We start from the raw sequence: 25,150 nt of genomic DNA on the forward strand, positions 1-25,150 counted from the left end.
TTCGAATCATAGACTAACTATTTCTATGTATAGGTAGTAGGTATTTTTCTTTATACCTAACAATATACAAATCCTTATTGATCATCAACGTGTCAATAAATCTATTTAACTCTTCATTACTATTTTATGGCTTGATCATTTTTAGCTTATTCACTTTAGAATTCTTCTTGGTGTCAAAAAAAGCAATCCATAAATAACTAACCCTGCATAGGTTATAATTCTTTATTAGAAATGTCATTTATAAATCAGTCTTTTTGTATAAATACATCCACTCATAAATACTGATATCAAAGGGGTCATAAGCGCTGTTTCCACTACCTTTCCCTGTATTATCATAAGTTCTCGACCAAGAGTCATGACCGATACCAGAGTATATGGTTATCTTGGCTTTTGTTGTTGGGTTTTCTGCATTAATTGCATTAACCATTGAAATCGATTTATCATGTGAAATAATCCTATCTGCATCCCCATGAAATGCCCAAACAGGAATATTAGTAAATTGATTTCCTGTTGACACATCTCCCCATCCTGCGATAGGAATTATGGCCGCTACATATGATTTATTGCCTTTTGAAGAAACATAATCATAACAACCTTTCCCTCCCATACTAAACCCTGTCATATATATTCGTTGCGTATCTATCTTTAGGTTATCAATCAAAAAGGTAATAAAATTGTGCAAGTTTTCCGTATTCCAAATAGATGGAGATTGGGGCGATACAACAATCATAGGATGTTTGGGATTCCATTGATTTTTATGTATTAATGACGGAAGGCCATCAAATAAAATAGAATTTAAATCATTTGGGTTTACAGAGCTATCTCCTCTTGCTCCACCTCCATGTAAGTGGATCAATAAAGGGTATTTTTCTGTATTGGCGATATTATATTGAGAAGGAACATATGCATAGAATCCATATTGAGATTTTGTAGATCCTCTTGGATACGCCATCTGCACACCTGACGAGATTGTATTTAACTCAACAAGATCATTTGCATTTATACCTATAACACCATCACTTGAGCTACAATTGGTAAGTAATTGAATAGTTAAGAAAAACAAGTAGCTCTTTTTTTTAATAATAGAATATGCCATACTGATCTATATTATAAAAAAACCATGATCATTTTTGAGAAAAGAATGTCTCAAAACATCCTCTATCTGCCATAGTTACAAAACATTGAGTATTATTTTTCCCTCCAAAAGCAATATTAGTTGGTTTTTTTCCTTTTAGCTGTACTTCTCTTAGTTCTTTACCTTCAGGTGATAATACTAATACAGTTCCTTTATCATATCTACACACATATAAATTCCCTTTAGCGTCACATCTCATACCATCTAAGCCAAAATCTTTGAATGTTTTGAATATTCTTTTATTAACGGGTTGGCCGTTATCCATTATATCATAAACCCAAATGTTTCGTTGTATAGATTCATTAACATACAATTTCTTCCCATCGGGACTAACTTCTATACCATTAGTTGTTCCCATATTTTTTTCTACCAAAACAAGCTTTCGATTAGAAGTCATCCACAAATTACCTGTTCCATTTTTCCAGTTAGGATCACTTGCATACAATGTTCTATTAGAAGAAATAGCAATATCATTTGGTTGGTTCATTGTAGAGTCATGAGCAAAAACAACAACTTCTTTTGATCCATTTTTCAAAAACAGTATGTTATGATTTGTATAATCTGCTATATACATATTATCAGATGCATCAAAACGAATTCCGTTCCCAACACTACCCGTTGGTAATTTTACAAATAAGGAACTTTCTCCTTTACTATTAACAATACCTATTGTGCCTTCTTCTTTAAAATTGACTGCATATAGATTCCCTTTACTATCTACTGCCGGACCTTCTATACCTTTTGTAAACTCATATTCTTTAGTAAAATCGTTACCATTATCAATAGGTTTCTCTTTATTACATGAGCAAAAAACCATGACTCCAAAAAACATTACCGCGAAAATTATAGTATTTTTCAATATGTTAAGGTTTTACATTTTTAATTTCTAAACTTGAGATTAGTTTTTTAATTGCTAGTATTATTACTAGTTCTGTGTCAGCAATTGGTTTACTAAGAAAATCAATAATGCCTATTGATTTTTGATGCTCAGTTTTGTTTATACTTCCTCTTGCTATTCCTTTTTTTAGAATAGATGATAGTTCTGCTAATTTTGAAGATAGAGGTTCTAATTTTGCTAAGGTTGGATTATTATTTATTTCACTGAAATCAATATGATTTGTCATCCATTTGTCAAGCATCGATACAACCTCCTTTTTATCAACATCTCTGCTAGATTTTAAATATTTTTTTACACTTTTATTAAATAGTATAGCATCAATAGCATCTGTATTACATGCATCGACAAATTGCGTAAATGGTGAATACGATTTATACTGGATTCCTCCTTTATTTCTTTGGTATGCTTTTAATGGTTCACAAATTTTTGTGAGATTAATCAATGATTTTAAATCTTGATTATTACTAATGTTCCTTAAAATCACATTTCTATTTCTGATATGAGAAATACCTAATTCTTCTAATCTATAATTAACATTCTCTAATCTTTTAAGCATATTATCCGCATCATTAACCTCACTAGATGACCATAGTTTTTCTGCAATTGCAGCTGTTCTAGGCCAAATTCTAGAATCTATAGAAACAGGGGTAACTAATTCTCCCCACATTGTTGCTTCTCCTCCCAAAATATTTTTTAGTTGTTCTTCTGTTAAACCATGATCTTTTGAAATTGGTTCATTTGCATAATGATGTCTAATAGATTTTAGTAAATCTATATAATACCCTTTGGATAACACCGTTTTATAGCCTTGTTTGGCTGCCTTTAACATTGCTTCTTTGCCTCTCCAGGAATGTATAACAACATCTTTAGGTAAGGTTGGTTGCAAAATTTCATCCCATCCCATCATGATTTTTCCTTGTTCTTTTAATATTTTTTGAATTTTAATATTAAAATACGCTTGTAACTCATGGTTATCTTTTATATTATTTTTCTTCTTAAATTCTTGAATTTTATCGTTTTCATCCCAATGTTTACCTTCATTTTCATCACCTCCAATATGAAAATACTTATCAGGAAAAAGTGGAGCAATTTCTGAAAACACGTCAGTAATAATTTCGTAGGTAACTTCTTTTGTAGGATCCAAAGTAGGGTTAAAAATACCTGCATGTCTTTCTATTTTATAGGTGGTATCCTTACTTGCCATTTCTGGATATGCTACTAACCAAGAAGTTGCATGGCCTGGTATATCAAATTCGGGGACAACTCTAATTCCTAAATTGGATGCATATTCTACTAATTCTTTTATTTGCTCATGAGTATAGTATTGTCCATCTGATGCCAATTGATGAAATTTAGGCCTTGATTTCACCTCTACTCTAAACCCTTGATCTTCGGTTAAATGCCAATGAAAAACATTCATTTTCACAGCAGCCATGGCATCTAAATTATTTTTTAACACCTCTAGTGGTTCGTAATGCCTAGCGACATCTATCATTAAACCTCTCCAGGGAAATCTGGGAGCATCTTTAATATCAACTCCATGAAAAAAATATTTGGTTTTAGTGTGAGCATTAAGCTGTAATAAGGTTTCCAATCCTCTTATTACACCTATATCTGTTATAGCTGTTAAGGTTACTTGGTTATTTAATATTGAAAGTTCATACGATTCGTCTTCATTTAATTCTAATTTACCTTCTCTTTTATAATCTATAAATAAAGATGGAGTCTTTATTTCAGAAGTTGTTGTCGCAAACCCTTCTTCAATGAATACTCCTGTTCTACCAGATAATCTTCTTAGAAACTTTGTTGTTGCGTTAACTATTTTAGAATTAATATCATCTTTATTTATTGCAATCGTAAAATCTTCTTTAATGATAAATTTTTGACCGTTCTCTTTAATTGTTTTTGGCCAAGGCACTAAATCATATTTTTCTGACAGTTCAGCTTGAGCGTTAGTGTGGAAACATGATGCTATAAAAACAAAAATTAATATAATTTTTTTAATATTTTTCATAACTAGTATTGCATTTTACTTCAAATTTCTGTGGTTTGGTGATTAAATAGTGAAAACGATAATCCTTTCTATATTCATTAAAAGCATGAATTACCAGACTAAGTTTATTGCATGTATATCGTAATTTTTTATATCATTATTCTTATACAAAATTTGCAATAATCATGGCTACAAAAAACACTTTTCTATTTTCTGAAATTAATTCTGAAAAATAGCCATTCTTAAAAACTTAATCTGGCATTCATTTATACTCTATTACAAATAGTGAATTAATTTACATCCCACCAAAGAGCTGTAGACATTACATCAGGACCTTGAGCATTAATTGCTTCTTGTACATTAACACTATTAGAGGTTGATTCTGTACTAGAGTATCGTAATCTTCTAGGAACGCTACCATTATTAGGTTGGCTTACCCAAAAATTAACATTATCGGTTATTTGTGGTATTAAATCTACTCTTCTTACCAATGCCCAACTTTCATATCCGTTTGTTAAAGATGCTAACCATCTTTGGTTATAAACCTGATTAAGCTGATCTTGAGTAGGGCCGCTTAATGTAGCAATGGCTTCATTTGTTATAAAATCACCAGCATTTTGACCTCCCCAAAAATTAATATTAGCCAATATCCCGCTTTGGTATAAACTATTAGCATCTCCTCCATACCCTAACAATGCAGCTTCTGCTTGTAAAAAATAGGACTCCGCTGCTGTTAATACCATTACAGGTACTTGATCACTAATATCAGAAAAAGATGTTCCTACTATTTTTGGTCCAGGTTTAGACATATCCTCCCAGGCTGGGGAAACTCTTACATTAGGCATACCCCCGACATACCCTCCGTTTTCTGCTTCTGTTGCAATTTCTGGTAATCTTGGATCATTATTATCTTGCATAAGATTTACAAGTCTATCTGTTAAAATCCATTTAGAGCCTGTAACTCCATTACCTCCTTCACCAGTTCCAAATCCCCAAAAAACATCTTCAAAACCACCGTCTAGATTACCATTAACCAAAGGGTCACGAGATCTAATTAGTGTAGCCTCATTAGTTTCATTTATTAGAGGATTTAATAAACAATCTGCTATGACACTATCAATAAAAGCACCATCACCATCTGCTGTAAATGCATCTCTACTTCGTAATGCCATGCGCAATCGCACTGTATTTGCCAAAGTTTTCCACTTTTGAGGATCTCCTCCATATATAAAATCCCCTGTATCGCCACTAATAGTTGTTGTTGAGTTTCCTATAACATCCATTTGTGCCTTTAAATCTTCTAAAATGCTTCTATAAATAACTTTTTGTGTGTCATATTTTGGTGGCTTTACCTCGAACTCTGGTAGTATAACCTCGGCATAAGGGACATTCCCAAATATATCAGTCATTTTTTGATAAAAAAGAGACATCATAATTTTAGTCACAGCTTGACCATTGGTATCCTCTAATTCGCCAAATTTGATTAATAAATTACGTAGATTCAAACTACTCTTTGTAAATGATTTATCAAATACAGCATTGGTCCAACCTTGATCATTATCATATATATCACCACCAGCCCACCAGCTTCCTGCAACACTTGTTGAGAATTGATGAGAAAATTGTGATGAATATAATAAATTACCTCTCCATGCTACAAATCTAGGCTCTGCAAAAGTAAAATATTGCACTCCTCCCATAATGTTATCTGCTCCACTCTCTTCGGGTAAATTAGGGTTGATATTTATTTCTTCAAAGTCTTTAGTACATGAAGACGTTAAGAAACCAAACATTAATACAATAGTGAAAAATTGTCTTTTAATGTTTGAATAATTTTTATTATTAATATTTTTCATAATATTTTAAATTATTTAGTATTAAAATGACAAGTTTAACTTTACACCATGGCTAGAAGTAGAAGGGAAATCATAAATTTCAATTCCTTGGATAGAGGTATTAAAACCAACTTCTGGATCAAAATTTTGTGTATTCTTATGAAGAATTGCTAAGTTTCTACCAATATAGCTTATAGACATATTTGCAATCGAAAATCTGTCTAAAATACTAGAAGGGAAATTATACGTTAACGATACTTGTCTTAGTTTAACATAACTACCATCAGAAATCCAGTTTTCAGAGATATTACCTAATCTTTGATAATATGTTGCCGGATCAACTCCCCTAGCAGCAACACTTGGAGATAATGTGCCATCTACAACGGCATCAGTTGGTACCATAATACCATTACCTCCTGTATAAAATTCTCTTCCTTCTAAGGTTCTAATATCGTTACCATTTGTACTGGCTACAAAATCAGTAAATGAGAAAACATCTCCTCCTGATTTAATATCAATCAAAAATCCAAGTTCTATGTTTTTATATGAAAATGAATTATTAATTCCTAGTAAGAAATCTGGAGTAACATTTCCTATGATTTTATTTTCTCCAACAACTGGCAAACCATCACTATCATAAATCACACGTCCCTGATCATCCCGAGAAAATGATGGACCAACCAAATCTCCATACACATTCCCTTCGGTGGCAGTTAATTGTATAACATCATTAAATTGTCTTGCTATAATAGCAGTGGGTAGTTCATCTACAAGCTTTTCTATTCTATTTTCATTTTTACTAAAATTAAAAGCTGTATTCCATTCAAAATTTGTCAATTTTATAGGGGTTGCTGTTAAAGCGATCTCTACTCCTTTATTAGAAACCAAACCTGCATTAATTATTTTGCTCTGCGCTCCTGTAGTAGAGGGTAATGAGATTGATAATATCTGGTTTTTTGTCTCCTTATTATAGTATGTAACATCTAATCCTAATCGATTATTAAATAGTTTAACATCCATACCCAACTCATATTCTGATGATAATTCGGCTTTTAGATCTTTATTAGGTATTACGGTTCCTGGAGCAGCTCCTTCCTCTGCTTGTCCCTGTGTTAAATTAGGGTCTCCAAAATAGAATAATGTAAGCCCATTATACGGAGCAGAAGATACATTGTACACTGGAGCCAATCTGTAAGGCAGTGTTGCATTTCCAGTTTTTGCCCAACTTGCTCTAAGTTTTATAAGATTAACTTTATCACTATCAATACCAAAAATATCATGCAATAGAAAACTCGTTCCTACAGAGGGGTAAAAAAATGAAAAACTATCCACTGGTAATGTAGAACTCCAATCATTTCTTCCTGTTACTTCAACAAATGCAAAATCATTAAATCCAAATTGGACCGAACCAAATAAAGATTGAGATTTAAGATTACTTAATCTTGTACTAGCTCCTTTAGTTCCAAAATTATTTACTGAAAAAAGTGAAGGATCTAATAAATCTGATGCTTGCACAGTTGTAGATTTTGCTCTGTTCTCAAAACCACTGTATCCTAAAGTTGAGCTTACAGATATTTTTTCTGTTAAATAACCATTATATGATAATAAGAAATCATAATTTGATGTGGTAGTTTGCTGTGTGATTTCTACTAATTGCCCTGAAGGTGCATTATCAAAAACCCCTCGGCCTTTGAATATAGAAGCTGCATAATTACTTTGATCCTGAGAATATCTAGCAGTAGCAGATAAATCATCGGTAAGTTTATATGTTGCACTTATTAATCCTGTATATCTGTTTTTGGTATCTTCATTCAACTTAGTGTTGATTGCATAGTAAGGATTCATTGTAAATGAAGATCCTCCAAAATTATTTGGTGTACCATCAGGATTAACATAATTGGCTTCTAAATCTGCATTAGAAATGTTTCTAGGTTTTAAAATCAAGCTTCGAACTGTATTTGCCTGTCCATCTGTTATATCAGCTCTATTAATTGCTGTATTTTTTACATACGCAATTTTAGCTTGTACTTTTAATTTATCTGTCACATTGGTATTTGTATTTAATGACAAAGATTGACGTTTATAATCACTACCTGATAAAACAGGCTTATTAAATAAATTAGAATAAGACAATCTATAATCTATAATTTCAGACCCTCCAGATAAGCCTACAGAATTTATCATGGTTAAACCTGTTCCATAAAAATCTTTAAAATCACCAGGATTACCACTGTAAGGAGCTGTACCTACACCATCAAATCGTGTTTGCTGACTACCATCTAGTGCAGGTCCCCAACTACCAGGTCTGGTAATATCATGAACCAACTGCCCTGTAGCAGCATCAAAACGACCTTGTCCATAGCTATTCTGTAGTTTAGGAGCAACTAATACATTATCAAAAGTCACCGAAGAAGATAAGTCAACTTTAACTCTGCCTGCTTTACCTTTCTTTGTTGTAATTACAATAACCCCTGCGGCACCTCTGTATCCATAAAGAGCAGTGGCATTCCCTCCTTTCAAAATGTTAATACTTTCAACATCATCAGAATTTATATCGGATAATGCGTTTCCATAATCCAGGCCTCCAGAAAAACTTCCTTCTCCTAAACTACCTCCATCCAAAATAACACCATCTACAACAATCAATGCCGAATTTTGCCCTGGCACTAATGAAGTAACACCTCTAACGGTAACCGACGCAGATCCTCCTATACCTGTTCCATTTTGATTAACCTGAACTCCAGTTACTCTACCAGCAAGATTATTAACTACATTAACATTTCTAACTTTTGTTAATTCTTCGCCTTCTACCGTTTGTATTGAGTATCCTAATTTTTTAGCCTCCCTTTTAATTCCTAAAGCAGTTACTACTACTTCTTCTAAACTTGCAGTGTCATCTTCCATAACGACATCAATAGTTGATGAGTTTCCTACTGCAATTGAAACTGTTTTCATTCCTATAAATGAAAAATCTAATACATCTCCTATTGAAGCTTTTATAGTATATCTTCCATCAAAATCTGTTTGTACCCCTCTAGTTGTACCTGATATAATTATATTTACACCCGTTAATGGAACTCCAAGTTGGTCTTTTACAGTACCATTGACTTCTTTTTCTTGTTTTGTTTCCTTAACTGGTTCTGGGATTAACTTTTTAACGGCCTTATTGTTTAGTTTATTTTTGACTAAAATAATTTGTCGATCTATAACTTTATATGTCACTCCTTGGCTATCAAATAATTGATCCAATATTTTATAGATTCGTTTATTTTTCATTTTTATTGAAACCAAACGATTTTGGTCTATCACATTTTCATTTGCCAAAAATTTAAACTCAGATAACGATTCTATAGTCTCTAATACCTGTATAACTTTTACAGATTCTAAATTAATAGTAATCTTAGTATTTTGAGAATATGATTCTGCCTGAATTTTAAAGAGAGAAATGAATGTTAATAACAGTGTTAGTTTCATTTTTAAATTCAATTTAGGGGGGGTATATAAACATGCCCCTGAGGTAAAGAATTTTTTCATATTTTTGTGATGATTTAGTTAATAATAAAGATTCATGTCGAAATGATTCATATCGATTAAATCGTATTCTAGAATCGGGAAATATCTCACTATTTCTCGATTTTTTTTGCAATACGTTTTTTATTCTATAAATTATATTAAAAGTTTATATCATAGGCATTAATTTGGTTTATTGGTTTATTGGTTAATAAATTTATCGTCTATTTATTGTTATTCTATTTTTTTCAATTGTAAAAGAAAAATCTTCACTACTCTGAAAAGATATTAGTATTTGTTCTATAGTTTCTGTATCAAATTTTGCTAAAAAACGTTTTTCATTTAAGGAGCTATAATTATTTGTAATAACGACATCATAATTTCTTTCTAATATTTTAATAATTTCAGAAAATGGTTTCATTTTAAATAACAACTCTCCTTTAGTCCAAGCTGTGTACTCACTAACATCAACCTCTTTTACATTAATACTCTCTTCAGATTTATCCCAAGTAAATTTATAACCTGGCTGTAATACAGTAGAAGTATTTGTATCAAATTTCTCATCTACTTTATAAAGTCCAACTGATCCTTCTACCAAAACAGTATTCATTTCATTATCTTCTCTGTAAGAATTAACATTAAATTTAGTCCCCAAAGCTTGAATATTTACATCTTGGGTATTTACAATAAAGGGATGTAGTTTATCTGTTGCTATTACAAAATATGCTTCACCGCTTAAAAATACTTTTCGATCTTTGCCTTTTAAAAACTTCACTGGATATTTTAATGTACTGCCAGCATTTAAATGAACCATGGTCCCATCGGATAAAACAAGTTGCAGTTTTTTACCATAAGGGATAGATAGCTCATTATATACAAGCTCTTTATCATTTACTTTAGTATTCTTATATTCGAGTTTATCATCGTGATATACACCTACTATTGTTCCTTCCTCATTTATTATTCTTTCATTGTTATTCTCTCGAATAATTTTAACATCCCCATTTTCTAATTTTAAAGTAATCTCATTATCCTCAGTAACCACCTTATTATGGGTACTTAAGACATACAAACTACTAAGTCCAATCACACCAACAAAAATAGCAGCCCACTTATACCACTTTTTATAACTATTCTTTTGTTTACTAATGGATTTCATCAATGTCATATATTCACTTTCAACATCTACATCTTGTAACGCATAATTTAAATCATAATATTGCAGTATATGTGCTTTAAAAGTTTCTTTATTTTCATCTTTTCTTAACCAATCGGATAAATCCATCATTTCGGATGAGCTAATTGTATTGGTCAAATATTTTTCAATTAATTTTTTCAAGTTTCTGCTTTTTTTTCAACACTAACTACTATTCTTTATTGATTAAACGTATGGTCTACCAAAAACCCTTAAAAGAAAATTCTTTTTTTTTTTTGCATATTTGTAATTCACATTTCAGGAATAACGTTGAATTTAGCATGAATGATAGTAATTTGGTTCTAAAAATTAAGAAAAATGATGAAGATGCATTTAAATTAATTTTCAATGAATTGTATAAGCCTTTATTAGCTTATGTAACAACTTTAACATACGACACAGAAAGAGCTAAGGATATTGTTCAGAATTCTTTTATTATTTTATGGAATAAACGAGAAATTTTAGCTGAAGAGTCTTCTTTAAAAAATTACCTTTTCACAGTTTGCTACAGATTGTATATTGATCAACATCGTAAAGATCAAATAAGAAATAAGGTAATGGATGAATTAAAACTAAGTGTTTTAAAAAACCAAATCGAACACAGTGATCCTACTGAGCGGCAGTTAAGGATAAAAAAGATTTTAGCAGTTATTGAAGAGCTTCCTCCACGTTGCAAACAGATTTTATTGTTAAATAAAAGAGATGGGGTGAAGTATAAAGAAATTGCTGAAAAATTAGATGTATCTGTGAAGACCGTTGAATCTCAAATGCGAATAGCTTTTCAAAAAATTAGAGATAGTTTTAAAAATGAGAAAATTATTTTATTTATTTCAATATTTAAAAAACGTTCATTAAAATATTTGGATTAAATAGCTAAATACAAACTCGTTTTTCTACCTCCTCCTATTACTATTTCACATCTATTGTTATCATAAATAATCAGTACTGCAGAAACTTTTAGTTCCTTCTAAAGGATCCAAAATATAGAATTTTTCCTATTCAGATTAGCAAGAATATTTGCATAAACACAATATTTAAGACGATTATTTTTATCAAATAATTTGTAAGAAATAAAAAAGGAATCAACATTATAAAAATGAAGATTCCTTTTTGGTGGGCGCTAAGGGATTCGAACCCCTGACCCCTTGGGTGTAAACCAAGTGCTCTGAACCAACTGAGCTAAGCGCCCGCTATCTTGCGATTGCGGATGCAAATATAAGACAGTTTTATAGTCTACCAAAAGAATTTTAAAGAAAATTTAAATTATTTCTGCAACAACAAATGTGCTTCCTCCTACATAAACAACATCATTATCTGTAGCCTTCTGTAAAGCAGCTTCATACGCTTCTTTCACCGAGTTATAATCTTCACCTATTAAATTAAATTTTAAAGCTTCTTTTTTTAATTTTTTCTCATCAAGCCCTCTTACAATATCAGGTCGGGAAAAATAATATCTGGCCTGCACAGGAAATAACGGTAAAATAGTATCTAAATCTTTATCATCAACCACTCCTAATACCACATGAAGATGATCACATTCTTCCTCAATCAACTGCTTCATCACCATTTTTAACCCATCCTCGTTATGCGCAGTATCACATATCACTTTAGGTTTTTTTTGTAATATTTGCCACCTCCCTAACAAATGGGTATTCTTTACAACATCCAGAAGCCCTTTTTTAATATCATTTTCAGATATATTCCATCCATTTGATTTGATCAAATCTATGGTTTGCAAAACGGTCCTTATATTTTCTCTTTGATAACTTCCTTTTAGATCAGATGGATATACTATACAGTTACAATCTTCAGCAAAATACAGAGGACTACCGGATGCTTTAGCAACCTCTATAAAAACTTTTGAAGTCTCTTCTTCATTTCTTCCAATAACGACTGGCACACCCTCTTTAATGATCCCTGCTTTTTCTGAAGCTATTGCAGTTAAAGTATCTCCCAGAAAACGAGTATGATCTAATCCAATATTTGTAATTACAGAAATTTCTGGAGTAATAATATTCGTAGAATCTAATCTCCCTCCAAGTCCCACTTCTATCACAGCAATGTCTACCTGATTTTCTGCAAAATACTGAAATGCCATTCCTACGGTCATTTCAAAAAAAGAAAGTTGATTCGATTCTAGATAGGATTGATGTTTTGAAATAAAATCAATCACATATTCTTCAGAAATGGTAGCTCCATTAATTCGGATACGTTCTCTAAAATCTTTTAGATGTGGTGAAGTATATAATCCTACTTTATATCCTGCTTCCTGTAGTATTGAAGCCAGCATATGACTGGTAGAACCTTTACCGTTGGTTCCGGCCACATGTATGCTCTTAAATTTGGTTTCGGGATTTTCTAGATATGTTGCTAATTGTATCGTATTATGAAGATCTACTTTGTATGCACTAGCTCCCTGGCGTTGATACATTGGTAATTGGGTAAACATCCAATCGAGGGTTTCCCTATAGTTCATTCTTTGTATTATTCAGAAAGTTTAAACTGATAAATAATTGTCCCTACTTGTTTTGCCGGAGCTTTAGAGTCGCTATTAAATCGTGTAGCCAAAGCTGCTCTTTTTGCTGGCCCCATTAAACATGAAGCACTATTGGTAGTTCCTTTAATCCCTGGGGTAGCTCTAATCACTTTTCCGCTTTGGTTAACTTCTATTTTTACCACAACAATACCCGACTCATTACAATCTTGAACAAATTTTTCTTTATTAAGAGCCTTTCTACCGCCTAATCGATAGTTACCATCTCCATCTAATCCTTTTCCGGTTCCGTAGTATGATTTCGCATTAGGATCTCCATCCGGGCTTCCTTTATCCCCTGGTGATCTATCATCTCCTTCTCCTCCTTTTGCCTTACCGTCATTCTTAGGACCATTAGAAAAACTATTTAGGATATCAAGAGTAGATTTATCCGGTTTTGGATCTGGTTTTTTTTCTTCTACCTTTTTAACCGGTTTCTCTTTTGTTGTATTTTCTGAAGGTTTCTGATCTGAAGGTTTAGGTTTTTCTTTAGGCTTCTCTGTTTTCTTTTTGGGCTTCTTTTTTGGTTTTTTTTCTATTACCGGGGCATCTTCAAGTTCCTGAGTTACCACTTTATCTTTTATTTGAGGAGATTCCTCTTGTAGTTCTGGAGTTGACGACGTAGTTTCGGGAGTCGTTTGCTTTGGTGATGATTTAATAGGTTCGTTGGGTTGAATTTTACCCGAACCGGTTGCCGTGGTTCCAAAGTTTACAGCAATACCACTTTCTTCTTCAGGCTCCATATAATTTAAGCTTAGATAAAACAATAAAAAGATAATCGCTATATGTACCAGTATGGTAAGCACAAAGGATTTCTTTTTATGTCTTGTATCTAGCTTTATCATTTTTATTCGGGCCTAACGGCTAATATTACTTTAAACTTATTTCTATTTGCAATATCCATTACACTAACTGCCTTTTCTATAGGAACTCCTTCTTCTGCTCTTAGAATAATAGTAGGTTCATTTTTTCCTTGTAATCGCGATAATAATGTAGATTCTAAACTACTTTGACTAATACGCTCTTCATCGATATAGTATTGCAATTTATTAGTAATACTTACCGATATATTCTGAACATTAGAACTCTTTCCTTTAGCTTTTGGTAATATTAAATCCAAAGCTTCTGGAGTTATCGCAGGAGAGGTTAGTAAAAAGAAAACTAATAACAGAAACACAATATCTGTCATAGAAGACATACTAAACTCCGGACTAACTTTATTTCTTCCTCTTAAATTCATACTACGCAGGTTCGTTTAACAAGTCTAAGAAATCTACAGCATTAGCTTCCATACTGTGGATCACTTTATCTGTACGAACCACCAAATGATTATATCCTATATAGGCTACAATCCCAACGACTAATCCACCAACAGTTGTTGTCATTGCCGTATAAATACCTTCGGCCAAAACACCCATATCTGCTGTTCCTGAACTTGATGCCAGATTATGGAATGCAATAATCATACCTATTACTGTTCCTAGAAAACCAATCATAGGAGCAGCTCCTGCCACTGTAGCAAGAATACTAACATTTTTTTCTAATTTATATACTTCAAGTCTACCAGCGTTTTCGATTGCTTTATTAATATCTTCTAATGAATGACCTATTCTAGAAATTCCCTTTTCGGTCAATCTTGCTATAGGATTATTCGTCTGTGCACATAAAATTTTTGCGGCTTCAATTTTACCACTCACTACGCTATCTCTAATCTTATCCATAAAGCTTTCATCATATTTTGAAGCTGCTTTAATTGCAAAAATTCTTTCAAAATAAATATAAACTGCGATAAACAGTAATACAAAAAGAATCGATATGATTACGATTGCTCCTGTTCCACCACTAAGTAAAAGGTCCATAATGGACAATGTACTCTCTTCTACTTGCGGATCAATTTCTGGGGTATTCTGGGCTAAAGCACCAAACATTGGTAAATACGTCATTTTGATTTTGTTAATTTAGTGTTAGTATACTAACGTTATTTCTGTAGGTTAAGTATATTCTTTATTCTTATAATATATATATAACTCCTAATAAACCAATACCTCCGAGTACTATTGTATATGGAAAAGCCATCTTTACCATTTTAGTATATGACAATCCAATTAACGGTGCTAAGGAAGAGGTTAGTAAAAATAAAAACGCAGCTTGACCATTAGGTGTTGCAACACTAGGTAAATTTGTTCCTGTATTAATTGCAATTGCTAATTTTTCGAACTGTTCTCGTGATATTGCTCCATTATTAAACGCTTGTTCTACTTCTCCTATATATACTGTTGCGACAAAAACGTTATCACTAATCATTGATAAGACTCCATTAGCCATATAAAACATAGAAGGTTGTTGACTCGGATCTAAGGATAATGCCCAATCAATAATTGGTGTAAAAAGATGTTGATCATGGATCATTGCTACTATAACAAAGAAAACCACAATCAAACCTGTAAACGGGAGTGCTTCTTCAAAAGCTTTTCCTAATTGATGTTCTTCTGTAATTCCCATAAAAGCAGTCTGAACAATAATTAATGCTAATCCTATAAGACCAACTGGTGCCAGATGCAATGCTAAACCAATAATCAAAAGTACTGCGGATACTGCTTGAACGATTAATCCATATTTAGATTTATCAGATCTGTTTGCATCTTCATCTTCTGTATAGCTTTCTATAATCCTTCTGGCAACTTCTGGTAATTTTGCTCCAAAACCGAATGACTTTGTACTTTCTAAAACTATTGTTGTAAGCAACCCTGCTCCCAGAACAGGTATTGTAATTGGTGCCATTTTTAAAAAGAATTGTATAAAATCCCATCCCATTCGTTCTCCGATAAGTAAGTTTTGTGGTTCTCCCACCAAGGTACATACACCTCCCAATGCTGTTCCTACTACCCCGTGCATCACCAAACTTCTTAAGAAACTTCTAAACTGTTCTAAGGTTTCTCCACTTAATTCTTTTCTATCCAAAACCCCACTCTCATCAAAATCTCCTGACCCAGAATGAATTTTGTGATATACTCCATAAAACCCTACAGTAACACTTATTAAAACAGCCGTTACTGTTAAGGCATCCAAAAATGCAGAAAGTATTGCCGCCAGAAATACAAACAATAGCGACAATACCATCTTAGATTTTATTTTAGTAAATACTTTACTAAAAATATACATTAGCAAGGGCTTCATAAAATAAATCCCTGCAACCATAAAAACTAATAGTAAAACTACCTCCAAGTTCTGATCCACTTCATGATATGCTTTTTTTGGTGTTGTGAGATTTAATGCCAAGATTTCTATCGCCAATAGACCTCCTGATTGCAACGGGTAGCATTTAAGTGCCATTGCAAGGGTGAAAATAAACTCCCCAATAAACAACCACGCGGTTACCGTTGGCCCTAAAAGGAAATAAGAAAATACATTAAAAATCAAAAATCCGATCATTACGGTTTTAAACCATTTCGGACTGCTCCCTAAAAAATACTTGAACATAGTTTTACTCGCTTAATACAATTAATATTATATCAGCTGTCTGAGAGCTATCTCAAACGCTGTTTTACTGATATTAGTTTCTGTTTGTTTTTCGTTATAAGTATCCTGAATCGCTTTCTTTATGGTTTCTGAAGTATCTTTAAAAATAGCTTCATCAGTCATCTGTACTTTTCGCTCCATAAAATAAGCAAAGACTCTTGCCATTCCGCAATTAGAAATAAAATCCGGAATCAGACTTACTCGTTCATCGGTATATTCCATTATTGGGCCAAAAAATATTTCGCTATCTGCAAAAGGTACATTGGCTCCACATGAAATAACTTCTAAACCAGAATCAATCATTTTGGTAATTTGATCTTTAGTAATCAATCTAGATGCTGCACAAGGAGCAAATATTTCGGTTTGTAAAGACCATATTTTCTCATTCATTTCATCAAAAGGAATACGTTGTTCACTATACAGTTTATTCCCTCTTTTATTTAAATACAATTGTTTTATTTCTTCAAATGAGAAACCATCTTCGTTTATGAGTCCTCCGGCATGATCAATTATCCCTACAATCTTTGCTCCCATCTCAGAAAGATAATATGCTGCTGCAGATCCTACATTACCAAAACCTTGTACTACTGCTTTTTTCCCTTTTACTTCACCGCCATAAATAGTATAGTAATGTCGTACAGCTTCTGCAACTCCATATCCTGTAATCATATCTGCCACAGTATATTTTTTGGTAACATCGGGAGAAAACATAGTATTTTCTAATACTTTAATAACGCCCTGGCGCAGTTGTCCTATTCTATTTATTTTATCAGCTTCGGTTGGCTGAAAATGACCATTAAATACTCCTTCTTGAGGGTGCCAAACTCCACATTCTTCGGTAATAGGTATAACTTCATGGATTTCATCCACATTAAGATCTCCTCCTGTACCATAATAACTCTTTAATAAAGGGGATACAGCTTTATACCATCGTTTAAGAACTCCTTTTTTGCGGGGATCATCTGGATCAAAATTAATACCTGACTTGGCTCCTCCAATTGCAGGGCCAGACACTGTAAATTTGACCTCCATTGTTTTTGCCAAAGAAAGAACCTCATTCATATCTAATCCTTTGCGCATTCTGGTTCCTCCACCGGCGGCACCACCTCTCAATGAATTTATAACTGTCCACCCTTCTGCTTCAGTTTCTGCATCTTTCCAATTAAAAACTATCTCGGGTGTTTTATTCTCGTATTTATTTAATAACTCTTTCATTCTTAAAATTTCAATTTATTGAATAACCAATTGTTTTTTTAAAAACCATTTTAAAAAACAACATACTCATTTTATCCTATCTTTTTAATTAAATAATCCTCCATTACGGAGGTTAGAGTTGAGCCATATTACCAGATATTACAATAAATCGAATTATAGTCAAAATGCGACTTCACAAATATAAAAAACTAAACATGCAAAAGCTTAAATAAAAATAAAATTATGGTAATTAAACAGCAGTTTTTTTACTTCAAAAAAAATAATCCATGGTATTTTTACATCCCTTATAAAAATCTTTTAAACTTTATCCTAAAAAATGATTATCTCAAAAAATCAAAAAAACAGTAAAACTATCATATTATAGCTTATATTTGTGGTATTAATAACAAAATCGTGATTATCTCGATTTATTTTCATTGAAAGTGAAAATTTCGTGTTATGCACGCACAGTAAATTATAAAGAAAATTATGGACTTCAAATTATCCGAAGAGCAGTTAATGATACGCGACGCAGCTCGTGATTTTGCTAAAACAGAGCTATTACCCGGTGTAATCGAACGTGATAACAAACAAGAATTCCCTAAAGAACAAGTAAGAAGAATGGGGGAACTTGGATTTTTAGGAATGATGGCTTCTCCAGAGTATGGTGGCGGCGGAATGGACACTATTTCTTATGTTTTGGCAATGGAAGAATTATCCAAAGTAGATGCTTCTTGTTCTGTAATTGTATCTGTAAACAATTCTTTGGTATGTTGGGGCCTTGACACTTTTGGAAATGCTGAGCAAAAAGAAAAATATTTAACCAAGCTTACTACAGGAGAATCAATAGGCGCTTTTTGTCTCTCTGAACCTGAAGCTGGTAGTGATGCTACTTCTCAAAAAACAACCGCCATTGATAAAGGAGATCACTATATTCTAAACGGAACAAAAAACTGGATTACCAATGGTAATTCTGCTGATTATTATTTGGTTATTGCTCAAACAGATAGAGAAAAAAAGCATAAAGGCATCAATGCTTTTATTGTTGAAAAAGGATGGGAAGGGTTTGAAGTTGGACCAAAAGAAGATAAATTAGGGATACGAGGAAGTGACACACATTCTCTTATATTTAATGACGTAAAAGTTCCTAAGGAAAACCGAATTGGCGAAGATGGTTTTGGGTTTAAGTTTGCTATGAAAACATTGGCCGGAGGTCGTATAGGAATCGCTGCTCAAGCACTAGGAATTGCAGCTGGAGCATATGAATTAGCAAAAGAATATGCTAAGGTTCGTAAAGCTTTTGGTACAGAAATCATGAATCATCAGGCAATTGCTTTTAAACTTGCCGACATGCATGTACAGATTGAAGCTGCCCGTATGTTAGTTTATAAAGCAGCAATGGACAAAGACAACCATGAAAACTATGACTTATCAGGAGCTATGGCAAAACTAGCTGCGTCTCAAGCTGCAATGGATGTTAGTATAGAAGCTGTACAAATTCATGGGGGTAATGGTTTTGTTAAAGAATATCATGTAGAGCGATTAATGAGAGATGCAAAAATCACACAGATATATGAAGGTACCAGCGAAATACAAAAAATTGTAATTTCAAGAAGTATTCTTAGAGATTAATTAGTTAAAACTCTCTAATAAAAAAGCCCAAACTATGATCTGTAGTTTGGGCTTTTGTTTATCAATATTTTATCATCAAATAAAATAGTATCTATGATAAAATTCAAAATCCACCTACCTTAAAAGGTCTAATCCCTTCGAATCTCTACAATCATCATCACCAGTTTCCACGTGACAAGGAGGATAATGAGATGGTAAACAATCCCCACTATATCCTCCTTTGACTGATAGTTTTTCTACATTGGTTAGTTTTGTAATCCTAATTTTTTTTAATTTCACTTTTTTCATTTCTATAGTTTTACGTTAAAGTTTACAAAAATCAAATTTTAACATTCTAATCCCGTTTTTCAACTAATATTAACAATACTACAGGGAGATAATTTTGATTGAATTTCCTCTTCTATCATGTATCTACCTTGAATTAATAGTTTTCTAGACTAGAAAGCTGTCACCCTAATTTTTTTTTTAATTTCACTTTTTTCATTTTCTTGTTTTCATTAAAAATTAAATTTATAAGTTTAATATTATAAGAAAATTAGGAATAAAGACTATTAACTGTTCAAAATTATCTGGCTTTAATGGTAAGAATTTATAAATTTATACCAATCGCTCCTTCTCTTAAACTGGTTCAAACCATATCATTATCATACTTTTTAATATATTCTGCCGGATTGCAGCCTACTTCTTTAGAAAAAGCCTTTGCAAAGGATTGGATATTGTTAAAACCAACTTCTTTTGCCATAGAACTAATCGCATATTGTCGAAATTTTTTGTTGGCTTTAATTTGCTCTATACAATACCCTATTCTTAAATCATTGATATAATTGGTGAAGTTTTTTTGTTTTTCCAAGTTAATCACTTTAGATAAATAGGTAGAATTGGTTTTAAGTTTTTTAGAAGCCTTAACCAAGGTTATATCGTTTTTTAAGTATAGCAGACCCTTTTCAAAACTGTTTAATTTTCGCAAAATATCGAGTTTTAATTCTTCAGAAAGCTCAAGGCTTGTAGAACTGGAAGGTTTCTTTGTATTACTTTCCAACACCTTTACTTTTTCTAATTGCTCATCCAATTCCTCCTCTAATTTATTTTTTTTCGATTTGTATAGAAAAAAATATAATACACTAATCAAAACTAAGACCAAACATCCAATTATTATTATTCTGAACATTGAAGCTTTATTACTATCAATAGTTTGACTAAGCAGCAACTCCTTTTCTTTGATCAATCCCGGGACATCAAACTTTTCAACAATTTCCTGATCTAATTTTTTGTATTTTTCCTGTCTCTTTTTTTCATAGTGAATCCACTTTTCTAGAAGTTTAACCGATTCATCCTTATCTCCTTTTTCTGTATAATATTCTTTTAGTAATTCAAACGCCTCTCTAAATTCCAATCTATAGTTAGAATCATTCGTTACCGAATCTAGTTTTTTTAAATATTGTATTGCCTTAGTATTTTCATTTAATTGTCTATAGCTTTTTCCTAAATACAGGTAGGACATTCTTACATTAATATTATCTACGTTGTTATCTAACAACCTCAATGTTTTCTGTAAACTATCAATAGCCGATTTATATTTTTTTCTATGGTAATTATTGACCCCGGAAGTAAATACAAGTTCAGGGTAAAAATGATGATAATAACTAGCAAGACTATATTTGATACCAATATTTATATAATAATGAGCAGAATCATATTCTTGAATTCTATTATATGAACTCCCTAATAAATAAGCTGTAGAGATATAATTCTGGCCGTTTTTCTTGATGCTATCTTTTTTGGATAACACCGAAAAGTGTTTTTGATATATTTTTAAAGCCTCTTGGTTTTTACCTAAAATAGTTTTTAATTCAGCTATTATCCTCTCTGCAATCATAACTTGAATTTCATCATTGTTACTTTCAGCAATTTCTTTGGCTTTCAACAAGGATTCTAATGCTTCATTATATCTTTCCATATCTCGTAACACTCCTCCTTTGAAGATATAGCCGGTTCCAGGATAATGACTTTTCTTTAAATCTTTGGTAACATCAATGATAGAATCAGAATATTTTAAATAGGTTTCGAACTGTCCTTTACACAGATACATAAACATTTGATATCCATCTGCAATCCTCAATTCATTGTCAAGTTTTTTAGCTTTAGAAAGGTATACTTTAGCAAGATTAATTTTATATATAGAATCAAGATCTTTCACATTCCAAAATGCAGTTGCCAATTCTCTTAATGTTTTATTTTGTAATGAATCTTTAAAGGTATTCTGTTCTGCTTTTATTTCTTGCATAGAATATAAAGTAGACATAAAACATCCTAATACAACAAACGAGTAGATGGCTTTCATATGTGTTCTAATCAGGAATAAGAATCAATTTTAACAAAATTTTAGACAAACATACAAAGAATATTAAACATCAAAAGATTCATCTAGATAAGGTAAACTTTTATGATCAACCTTTTTTTTAAAGATTATACGAAACGTCTTATCGGTTCCAATCCATATTGACATAGTGTTCCTCAACATACTCTTTAAGGATAGCAATATCCTCTTTTGATGTTAGATCCGGCACATGTTCTGATACTGGTATCCCAATAACTGATGTTGGATGTTCCTTTACCATATTTAATAGAGCTGTAGGGAGTTCTTTTTCTTTTCGTTTTTCATTAATAGGGCAATTCTCTACATACTCCTTAAACGTTGCTCCATCAAATTTGAAAATATTCATACTAACCCGAAGTTTACCAAATCTATCTTTATAGAGTACACTATCTTCGACTGATGGTTTTTCTATTATATTTTTCAAAAACCCTTCTTCATCCAAAGATACCAGGGCAAATCGAGCTATCCGTTGCAAACTAAACTGCAACGCATCTCTATCATAACTCACAAAAGCATTTGCATGATCAGTAGTGCGTAAAGCTTTTAAAGCAGTTTCAGAATACAAATTATCACTATTACAAACGGTATAAGTTTCACTATTTAGTTCTGGATATTGTGTGATTGCCTGATGAAGAGCATCTGCTGTTCCAAAAGGTTTCTCTCTATCTTTTGGGATATATTGTATTGCATAATTAATAGTGAGGCCGTGAAAATTATTTCCACCAGAATTATCTCCATAAAACTCTTTTATGAGGTTTTCTTTTTCTCCAATAACAATGAATATATATTTATACCCTGCCTGTTTAGCATTATACAAAAGATAATCCATCACAGGTCTCCCTGTTGCACCTATACTAATAAGAGATTTTGATCGCGTATTAGCTTGCGCTGTTAAGTCGGTACTCAATCCTGTTTTTATTGCTTTCTTCATTCGCGAAGATGCACCTCCTGCCAAAATGATTAAATTTTCATGCATAATTTCTCCTTGCTTTAAACAACTCTTGCTCCAGAGTCAACATTTACAATATAAGCTGCTTTACCTTCTCGTTTAATAGCTTCTACAACTTCCTGCTCCTTATCTTTTGGAGCTATAGCCACAATACTGCCTCCTCCTCCTGATCCAACAATTTTAACTCCATAAGCTCCAGCTTTGATTGCTCTATCTACCATTTTATCTATTACAGGAACAGTTATTTTAAGAATATCTTTTAGAATAAGATGATGTTGATTCATCAAATTCCCTAAATACTTCATATCAGGATCTTCCTTTTTAAATTCTTTTAAAGCTTCAAGCGTTATAGAATGATTTTTTAGTGCAGCAAAGAAATATGGCTTCAAATCAGATGGAATATATTTTTCATATTTATCATACTCTTCCAGCAAAGTAGATTTTATACCGAAATCAGGTTTTTTAAGTGTCACATATTCTATTGCTTTTAATGCTTTTTCTTTCCGATCCCCCAGTGTCCCGATTGTTTCTTTTTTTACTCCGGATTCTCCCACGATTAATCCCGGTACAGTATTCTGTATCCTTTCATACGATGCTTTCTCACTGGTATCAATAAACAAAACTCCACCCAAGCCAATCGAGTACTGATCCATTAATCCTCCGGGTTCATTATGCTCCAGAACTTCGGCCTCATACGCTATTCTAGAAACCAATATTGGGGTTACTTCCTGGTTTGCACCGAATGCTTCCAACAAAAACCTTACCCATGCTACGATTAGTGCAGAAGAACTAGAAACTCCAGCATTAAGCGGTAAATCTCCTTGTATTTTTACATCATAACCTTTATTGGGAATACACCCGTATCGTCGAAGTACTCTAAGAGATGAAGCAAAATAATCCCTGTGCTCAATCTGCTCAAACTTTTCATGTATTAGAATATCTCTTTCTTCTGCAATATCAGGTAATTTTATCTTGAAAAGAGCAGTTGTGTTTTCAATAGCATTTAATTTGATATATTTATCTATCGCACATGCAATAACAGGTAATCCGAGATAATCCTGATGATCTCCAAACAGGCACGTTCTTCCTGGAGATATTATATTTATTTTTTTCAAAATTGCTTTTAAATATTGTATGTTTTATAGTAAATCAACTCCATAATCTCTACCAAAATTAATAGGTGTCTTTAATCCAGTTGTAAGGTTTTCTTTTGAGCCACAATCCTCTTGTAAAATCCGGAAAATCCTGCGGTTCTCCATTATTCTCTATAGAAACTTCTGATAATGGTGTAATTGCACTCCATGCAGCTGCATCATAAACATCTAATGGCGGTGCTATATTTTGTTTTGCGGATTGCACAAAGGCATTAATCACAAAAAAATCCATCCCACCATGACCTGCACCCATAGCATGTTCTCCATATTTTTCCCATAAAGGGTGGTCATATTTCGCCAGCCATTCGTCTGCCTGATCCCATTTATGTGATTCAGATTTTCCTTCTATGTATATTCTGTTCCCATCAACCTCCCATAGTCCATTGGCTCCCTGTACTCTAAATCCTAATGAATAAGGGCGAGGTAAATTACAATCATGAGTAACTATAATGGTTTCTCCCATTGTAGTCTCAATAGTTGAAGTAATAACATCTCCTTGTTTAAACTTAACTTTTGCATTTGGGTGGTTTTCTCCTCCATTTTTTACAATATAATTGTGTAAACCTATGCCTTTGGTTGCATTAGATGTAATTGATGAAAAACGATTTCCTCTATTAATATTACACATTGTAGCCATTGGTCCAACACCATGAGTAGGATATACATCTGCGTTTCTTGCCACTGAATGTTGTGTTCTCCATTTTGATTCAGAAATACCTTTTTCACCAAACTCTACTCCTTTTCCATATGCTGTTTTTCCATCATTTAATTTCACAAATCTCAAATCATGCTGATATCCACATCTAAAATGTACTAATTCTCCAAACACATTTTGCCTAACCATATTTAAAACCGCCATAACATCACGTCTATAATTAACGTTTTCTAAAATCATAAGATGTGCACCGGTAGCTTCATGCGTATTTACCAAATCCCAACATTCTTCAAGAGTATTTGCTGCAGAGACTTCTAGGCCCGTGTATTTACCTGCTGTCATTGAATCTTTGGCCATCCTGGTATGCCATAACCAGGGAGTAGATATAATTACAGCATCTACATCCTCTAGGTTTAGCAAATTTCTGTAGTCATACTCATTTTTACCAAATACTTTTGGTTTAGTTTTCCCTGCTTTATTGATTGCTTCTAAAGAAAGATCTATCCGAGTCTGATCAATATCACAAATTGCTGTTACTAACACATCATCTCTTAAAAGAACATTTCTTAAA

Annotated in this window: 19 protein-coding genes and 1 tRNA gene (1 of these 20 running past the window's edge); 2 read left to right on the plus strand and 18 right to left on the minus strand. The window is 32.5% G+C overall.

All coding sequences use genetic code 11. The annotated features are described in order from the left end of the window. Window positions 1–238 precede the first annotated feature (238 nt). The 6 genes from AAFU52_RS03005 to AAFU52_RS03030 form a co-directional block, all read right to left on the minus strand. Entirely contained in the window at window positions 239–1,096 is an 858-nt protein-coding gene (locus AAFU52_RS03005) for a dienelactone hydrolase family protein (RefSeq protein ID WP_024772027.1), read from the minus strand. A gap of 28 nt (window positions 1,097–1,124) precedes the next feature. Beyond that, complete coding sequence (locus AAFU52_RS03010; RefSeq protein ID WP_438425329.1) at window positions 1,125–1,994, minus strand: SMP-30/gluconolactonase/LRE family protein; 870 nt, start codon at window positions 1,992–1,994, stop codon at window positions 1,125–1,127. Window positions 1,995–1,998: 4 nt separating this feature from the next. After that, on the minus strand, window positions 1,999–4,047 hold the full coding sequence (locus tag AAFU52_RS03015) for a beta-N-acetylhexosaminidase (RefSeq protein ID WP_438425332.1): 2,049 nt from the start codon (window positions 4,045–4,047) through the stop codon (window positions 1,999–2,001). A gap of 269 nt (window positions 4,048–4,316) precedes the next feature. After that, complete coding sequence (locus AAFU52_RS03020) at window positions 4,317–5,882, minus strand: SusD/RagB family nutrient-binding outer membrane lipoprotein (RefSeq protein ID WP_438425335.1); 1,566 nt, start codon at window positions 5,880–5,882, stop codon at window positions 4,317–4,319. 21 nt (window positions 5,883–5,903) lie between these two features. Beyond that, window positions 5,904–9,335 (minus strand): SusC/RagA family TonB-linked outer membrane protein, encoded by a 3,432-nt coding sequence (locus tag AAFU52_RS03025; RefSeq protein WP_438425337.1) that lies wholly within the window; start codon window positions 9,333–9,335, stop codon window positions 5,904–5,906. Window positions 9,336–9,588: 253 nt separating this feature from the next. Beyond that, the gene (locus AAFU52_RS03030) at window positions 9,589–10,710 is read right to left on the minus strand and encodes a FecR family protein (RefSeq protein WP_438425339.1); all 1,122 of its coding nucleotides are present in this window, start codon (window positions 10,708–10,710) and stop codon (window positions 9,589–9,591) included. Window positions 10,711–10,847: 137 nt separating this feature from the next. Here AAFU52_RS03030 and AAFU52_RS03035 point away from each other — a divergent pair, with 137 nt between their 5' ends. Continuing rightward, complete coding sequence (locus AAFU52_RS03035) at window positions 10,848–11,435, plus strand: RNA polymerase sigma factor (protein WP_438425340.1); 588 nt, start codon at window positions 10,848–10,850, stop codon at window positions 11,433–11,435. Window positions 11,436–11,677: 242 nt separating this feature from the next. Here the strand turns inward: AAFU52_RS03035 and AAFU52_RS03040 are convergent. From AAFU52_RS03040 to AAFU52_RS03070, 7 genes are all read right to left on the minus strand, one after another. Next, window positions 11,678–11,755: transfer RNA gene (locus AAFU52_RS03040), tRNA-Val, on the minus strand. A gap of 69 nt (window positions 11,756–11,824) precedes the next feature. After that, on the minus strand, window positions 11,825–13,042 hold the full coding sequence (locus AAFU52_RS03045) for a bifunctional folylpolyglutamate synthase/dihydrofolate synthase (RefSeq protein WP_438425342.1): 1,218 nt from the start codon (window positions 13,040–13,042) through the stop codon (window positions 11,825–11,827). A gap of 8 nt (window positions 13,043–13,050) precedes the next feature. After that, the gene (locus AAFU52_RS03050; protein WP_438425344.1) at window positions 13,051–13,944 is read right to left on the minus strand and encodes an energy transducer TonB; all 894 of its coding nucleotides are present in this window, start codon (window positions 13,942–13,944) and stop codon (window positions 13,051–13,053) included. A gap of 2 nt (window positions 13,945–13,946) precedes the next feature. Then, window positions 13,947–14,339, minus strand: coding sequence for an ExbD/TolR family protein (locus tag AAFU52_RS03055; protein ID WP_024772018.1), 393 nt, complete (start codon window positions 14,337–14,339; stop codon window positions 13,947–13,949). A 1-nt stretch (window position 14,340) separates the two neighbouring features. Next, window positions 14,341–15,027, minus strand: a complete 687-nt coding sequence (locus tag AAFU52_RS03060; protein ID WP_035092993.1) for a MotA/TolQ/ExbB proton channel family protein — start codon at window positions 15,025–15,027, stop codon at window positions 14,341–14,343. An 82-nt stretch (window positions 15,028–15,109) separates the two neighbouring features. Then, window positions 15,110–16,579: a sodium/proton antiporter NhaB gene (gene nhaB / locus AAFU52_RS03065; protein WP_438425347.1), complete on the minus strand. Its 1,470-nt coding sequence runs from the start codon at window positions 16,577–16,579 to the stop codon at window positions 15,110–15,112. Window positions 16,580–16,606: 27 nt separating this feature from the next. After that, window positions 16,607–17,833 carry a Glu/Leu/Phe/Val dehydrogenase dimerization domain-containing protein gene (locus AAFU52_RS03070; protein ID WP_024772015.1) on the minus strand — a complete coding sequence of 409 codons (1,227 nt, stop codon included), beginning with the start codon at window positions 17,831–17,833 and terminating at the stop codon, window positions 16,607–16,609. A gap of 468 nt (window positions 17,834–18,301) precedes the next feature. On the opposite strand from AAFU52_RS03070, the gene AAFU52_RS03075 reads away from it, so the two are divergent. Next, entirely contained in the window at window positions 18,302–19,444 is a 1,143-nt protein-coding gene (locus AAFU52_RS03075; protein ID WP_024772014.1) for an acyl-CoA dehydrogenase, read from the plus strand. Between the two features lie 114 nt (window positions 19,445–19,558). Here AAFU52_RS03075 and AAFU52_RS03080 read toward each other — a convergent pair whose 3' ends face one another. The 5 genes from AAFU52_RS03080 to AAFU52_RS03100 all read right to left on the minus strand — a co-directional run. Next, complete coding sequence (locus tag AAFU52_RS03080) at window positions 19,559–19,732, minus strand: hypothetical protein (RefSeq protein WP_438425350.1); 174 nt, start codon at window positions 19,730–19,732, stop codon at window positions 19,559–19,561. A gap of 340 nt (window positions 19,733–20,072) precedes the next feature. After that, complete coding sequence (locus tag AAFU52_RS03085; protein ID WP_438425352.1) at window positions 20,073–21,785, minus strand: helix-turn-helix domain-containing protein; 1,713 nt, start codon at window positions 21,783–21,785, stop codon at window positions 20,073–20,075. A 139-nt stretch (window positions 21,786–21,924) separates the two neighbouring features. Next, window positions 21,925–22,797: a sugar phosphate nucleotidyltransferase gene (locus AAFU52_RS03090; protein WP_438425354.1), complete on the minus strand. Its 873-nt coding sequence runs from the start codon at window positions 22,795–22,797 to the stop codon at window positions 21,925–21,927. Window positions 22,798–22,811: 14 nt separating this feature from the next. After that, complete coding sequence (locus AAFU52_RS03095; protein ID WP_024772010.1) at window positions 22,812–23,885, minus strand: mevalonate kinase family protein; 1,074 nt, start codon at window positions 23,883–23,885, stop codon at window positions 22,812–22,814. Between the two features lie 58 nt (window positions 23,886–23,943). After that, on the minus strand, window positions 23,944–25,150 hold the 3' portion of the coding sequence (locus AAFU52_RS03100; RefSeq protein ID WP_024772009.1) for a Gfo/Idh/MocA family protein. It continues 161 nt past the right edge of the window; only the last 1,207 of its 1,368 coding nucleotides appear in the window; the start codon falls outside the window, past its right edge — the gene reads right to left on this strand; its stop codon occupies window positions 23,944–23,946.

This window comes from Aquimarina macrocephali (assembly GCF_051627225.1).
GTDB classification, from domain to species: Bacteria; Bacteroidota; Bacteroidia; order Flavobacteriales; family Flavobacteriaceae; genus Aquimarina; species Aquimarina macrocephali.

What these genes read in the sequence shown, in the direction of transcription:
- AAFU52_RS03005 (WP_024772027.1), bottom strand. Translation starts at nt 1,096, where the DNA reads ATGGCATATTCTATTATTAAAAAAAAGAGCTACTTGTTTTTCTTAACT.
- AAFU52_RS03015 (WP_438425332.1), bottom strand. Translation starts at nt 4,047, where the DNA reads ATGAAAAATATTAAAAAAATTATATTAATTTTTGTTTTTATAGCATCA.
- AAFU52_RS03020 (WP_438425335.1), bottom strand. Translation starts at nt 5,882, where the DNA reads ATGAAAAATATTAATAATAAAAATTATTCAAACATTAAAAGACAATTT.
- AAFU52_RS03025 (WP_438425337.1), bottom strand. Translation starts at nt 9,335, where the DNA reads ATGAAACTAACACTGTTATTAACATTCATTTCTCTCTTTAAAATTCAG.
- AAFU52_RS03035 (WP_438425340.1), top strand. Translation starts at nt 10,848, where the DNA reads ATGAATGATAGTAATTTGGTTCTAAAAATTAAGAAAAATGATGAAGAT.
- AAFU52_RS03045 (WP_438425342.1), bottom strand. Translation starts at nt 13,042, where the DNA reads ATGAACTATAGGGAAACCCTCGATTGGATGTTTACCCAATTACCAATG.
- AAFU52_RS03050 (WP_438425344.1), bottom strand. Translation starts at nt 13,944, where the DNA reads ATGATAAAGCTAGATACAAGACATAAAAAGAAATCCTTTGTGCTTACC.
- AAFU52_RS03055 (WP_024772018.1), bottom strand. Translation starts at nt 14,339, where the DNA reads ATGAATTTAAGAGGAAGAAATAAAGTTAGTCCGGAGTTTAGTATGTCT.
- AAFU52_RS03060 (WP_035092993.1), bottom strand. Translation starts at nt 15,027, where the DNA reads ATGTTTGGTGCTTTAGCCCAGAATACCCCAGAAATTGATCCGCAAGTA.
- nhaB (WP_438425347.1), bottom strand. Translation starts at nt 16,579, where the DNA reads ATGTTCAAGTATTTTTTAGGGAGCAGTCCGAAATGGTTTAAAACCGTA.
- AAFU52_RS03070 (WP_024772015.1), bottom strand. Translation starts at nt 17,833, where the DNA reads ATGAAAGAGTTATTAAATAAATACGAGAATAAAACACCCGAGATAGTT.
- AAFU52_RS03075 (WP_024772014.1), top strand. Translation starts at nt 18,302, where the DNA reads ATGGACTTCAAATTATCCGAAGAGCAGTTAATGATACGCGACGCAGCT.
- AAFU52_RS03080 (WP_438425350.1), bottom strand. Translation starts at nt 19,732, where the DNA reads ATGAAAAAAGTGAAATTAAAAAAAATTAGGATTACAAAACTAACCAAT.
- AAFU52_RS03085 (WP_438425352.1), bottom strand. Translation starts at nt 21,785, where the DNA reads ATGAAAGCCATCTACTCGTTTGTTGTATTAGGATGTTTTATGTCTACT.
- AAFU52_RS03090 (WP_438425354.1), bottom strand. Translation starts at nt 22,797, where the DNA reads ATGCATGAAAATTTAATCATTTTGGCAGGAGGTGCATCTTCGCGAATG.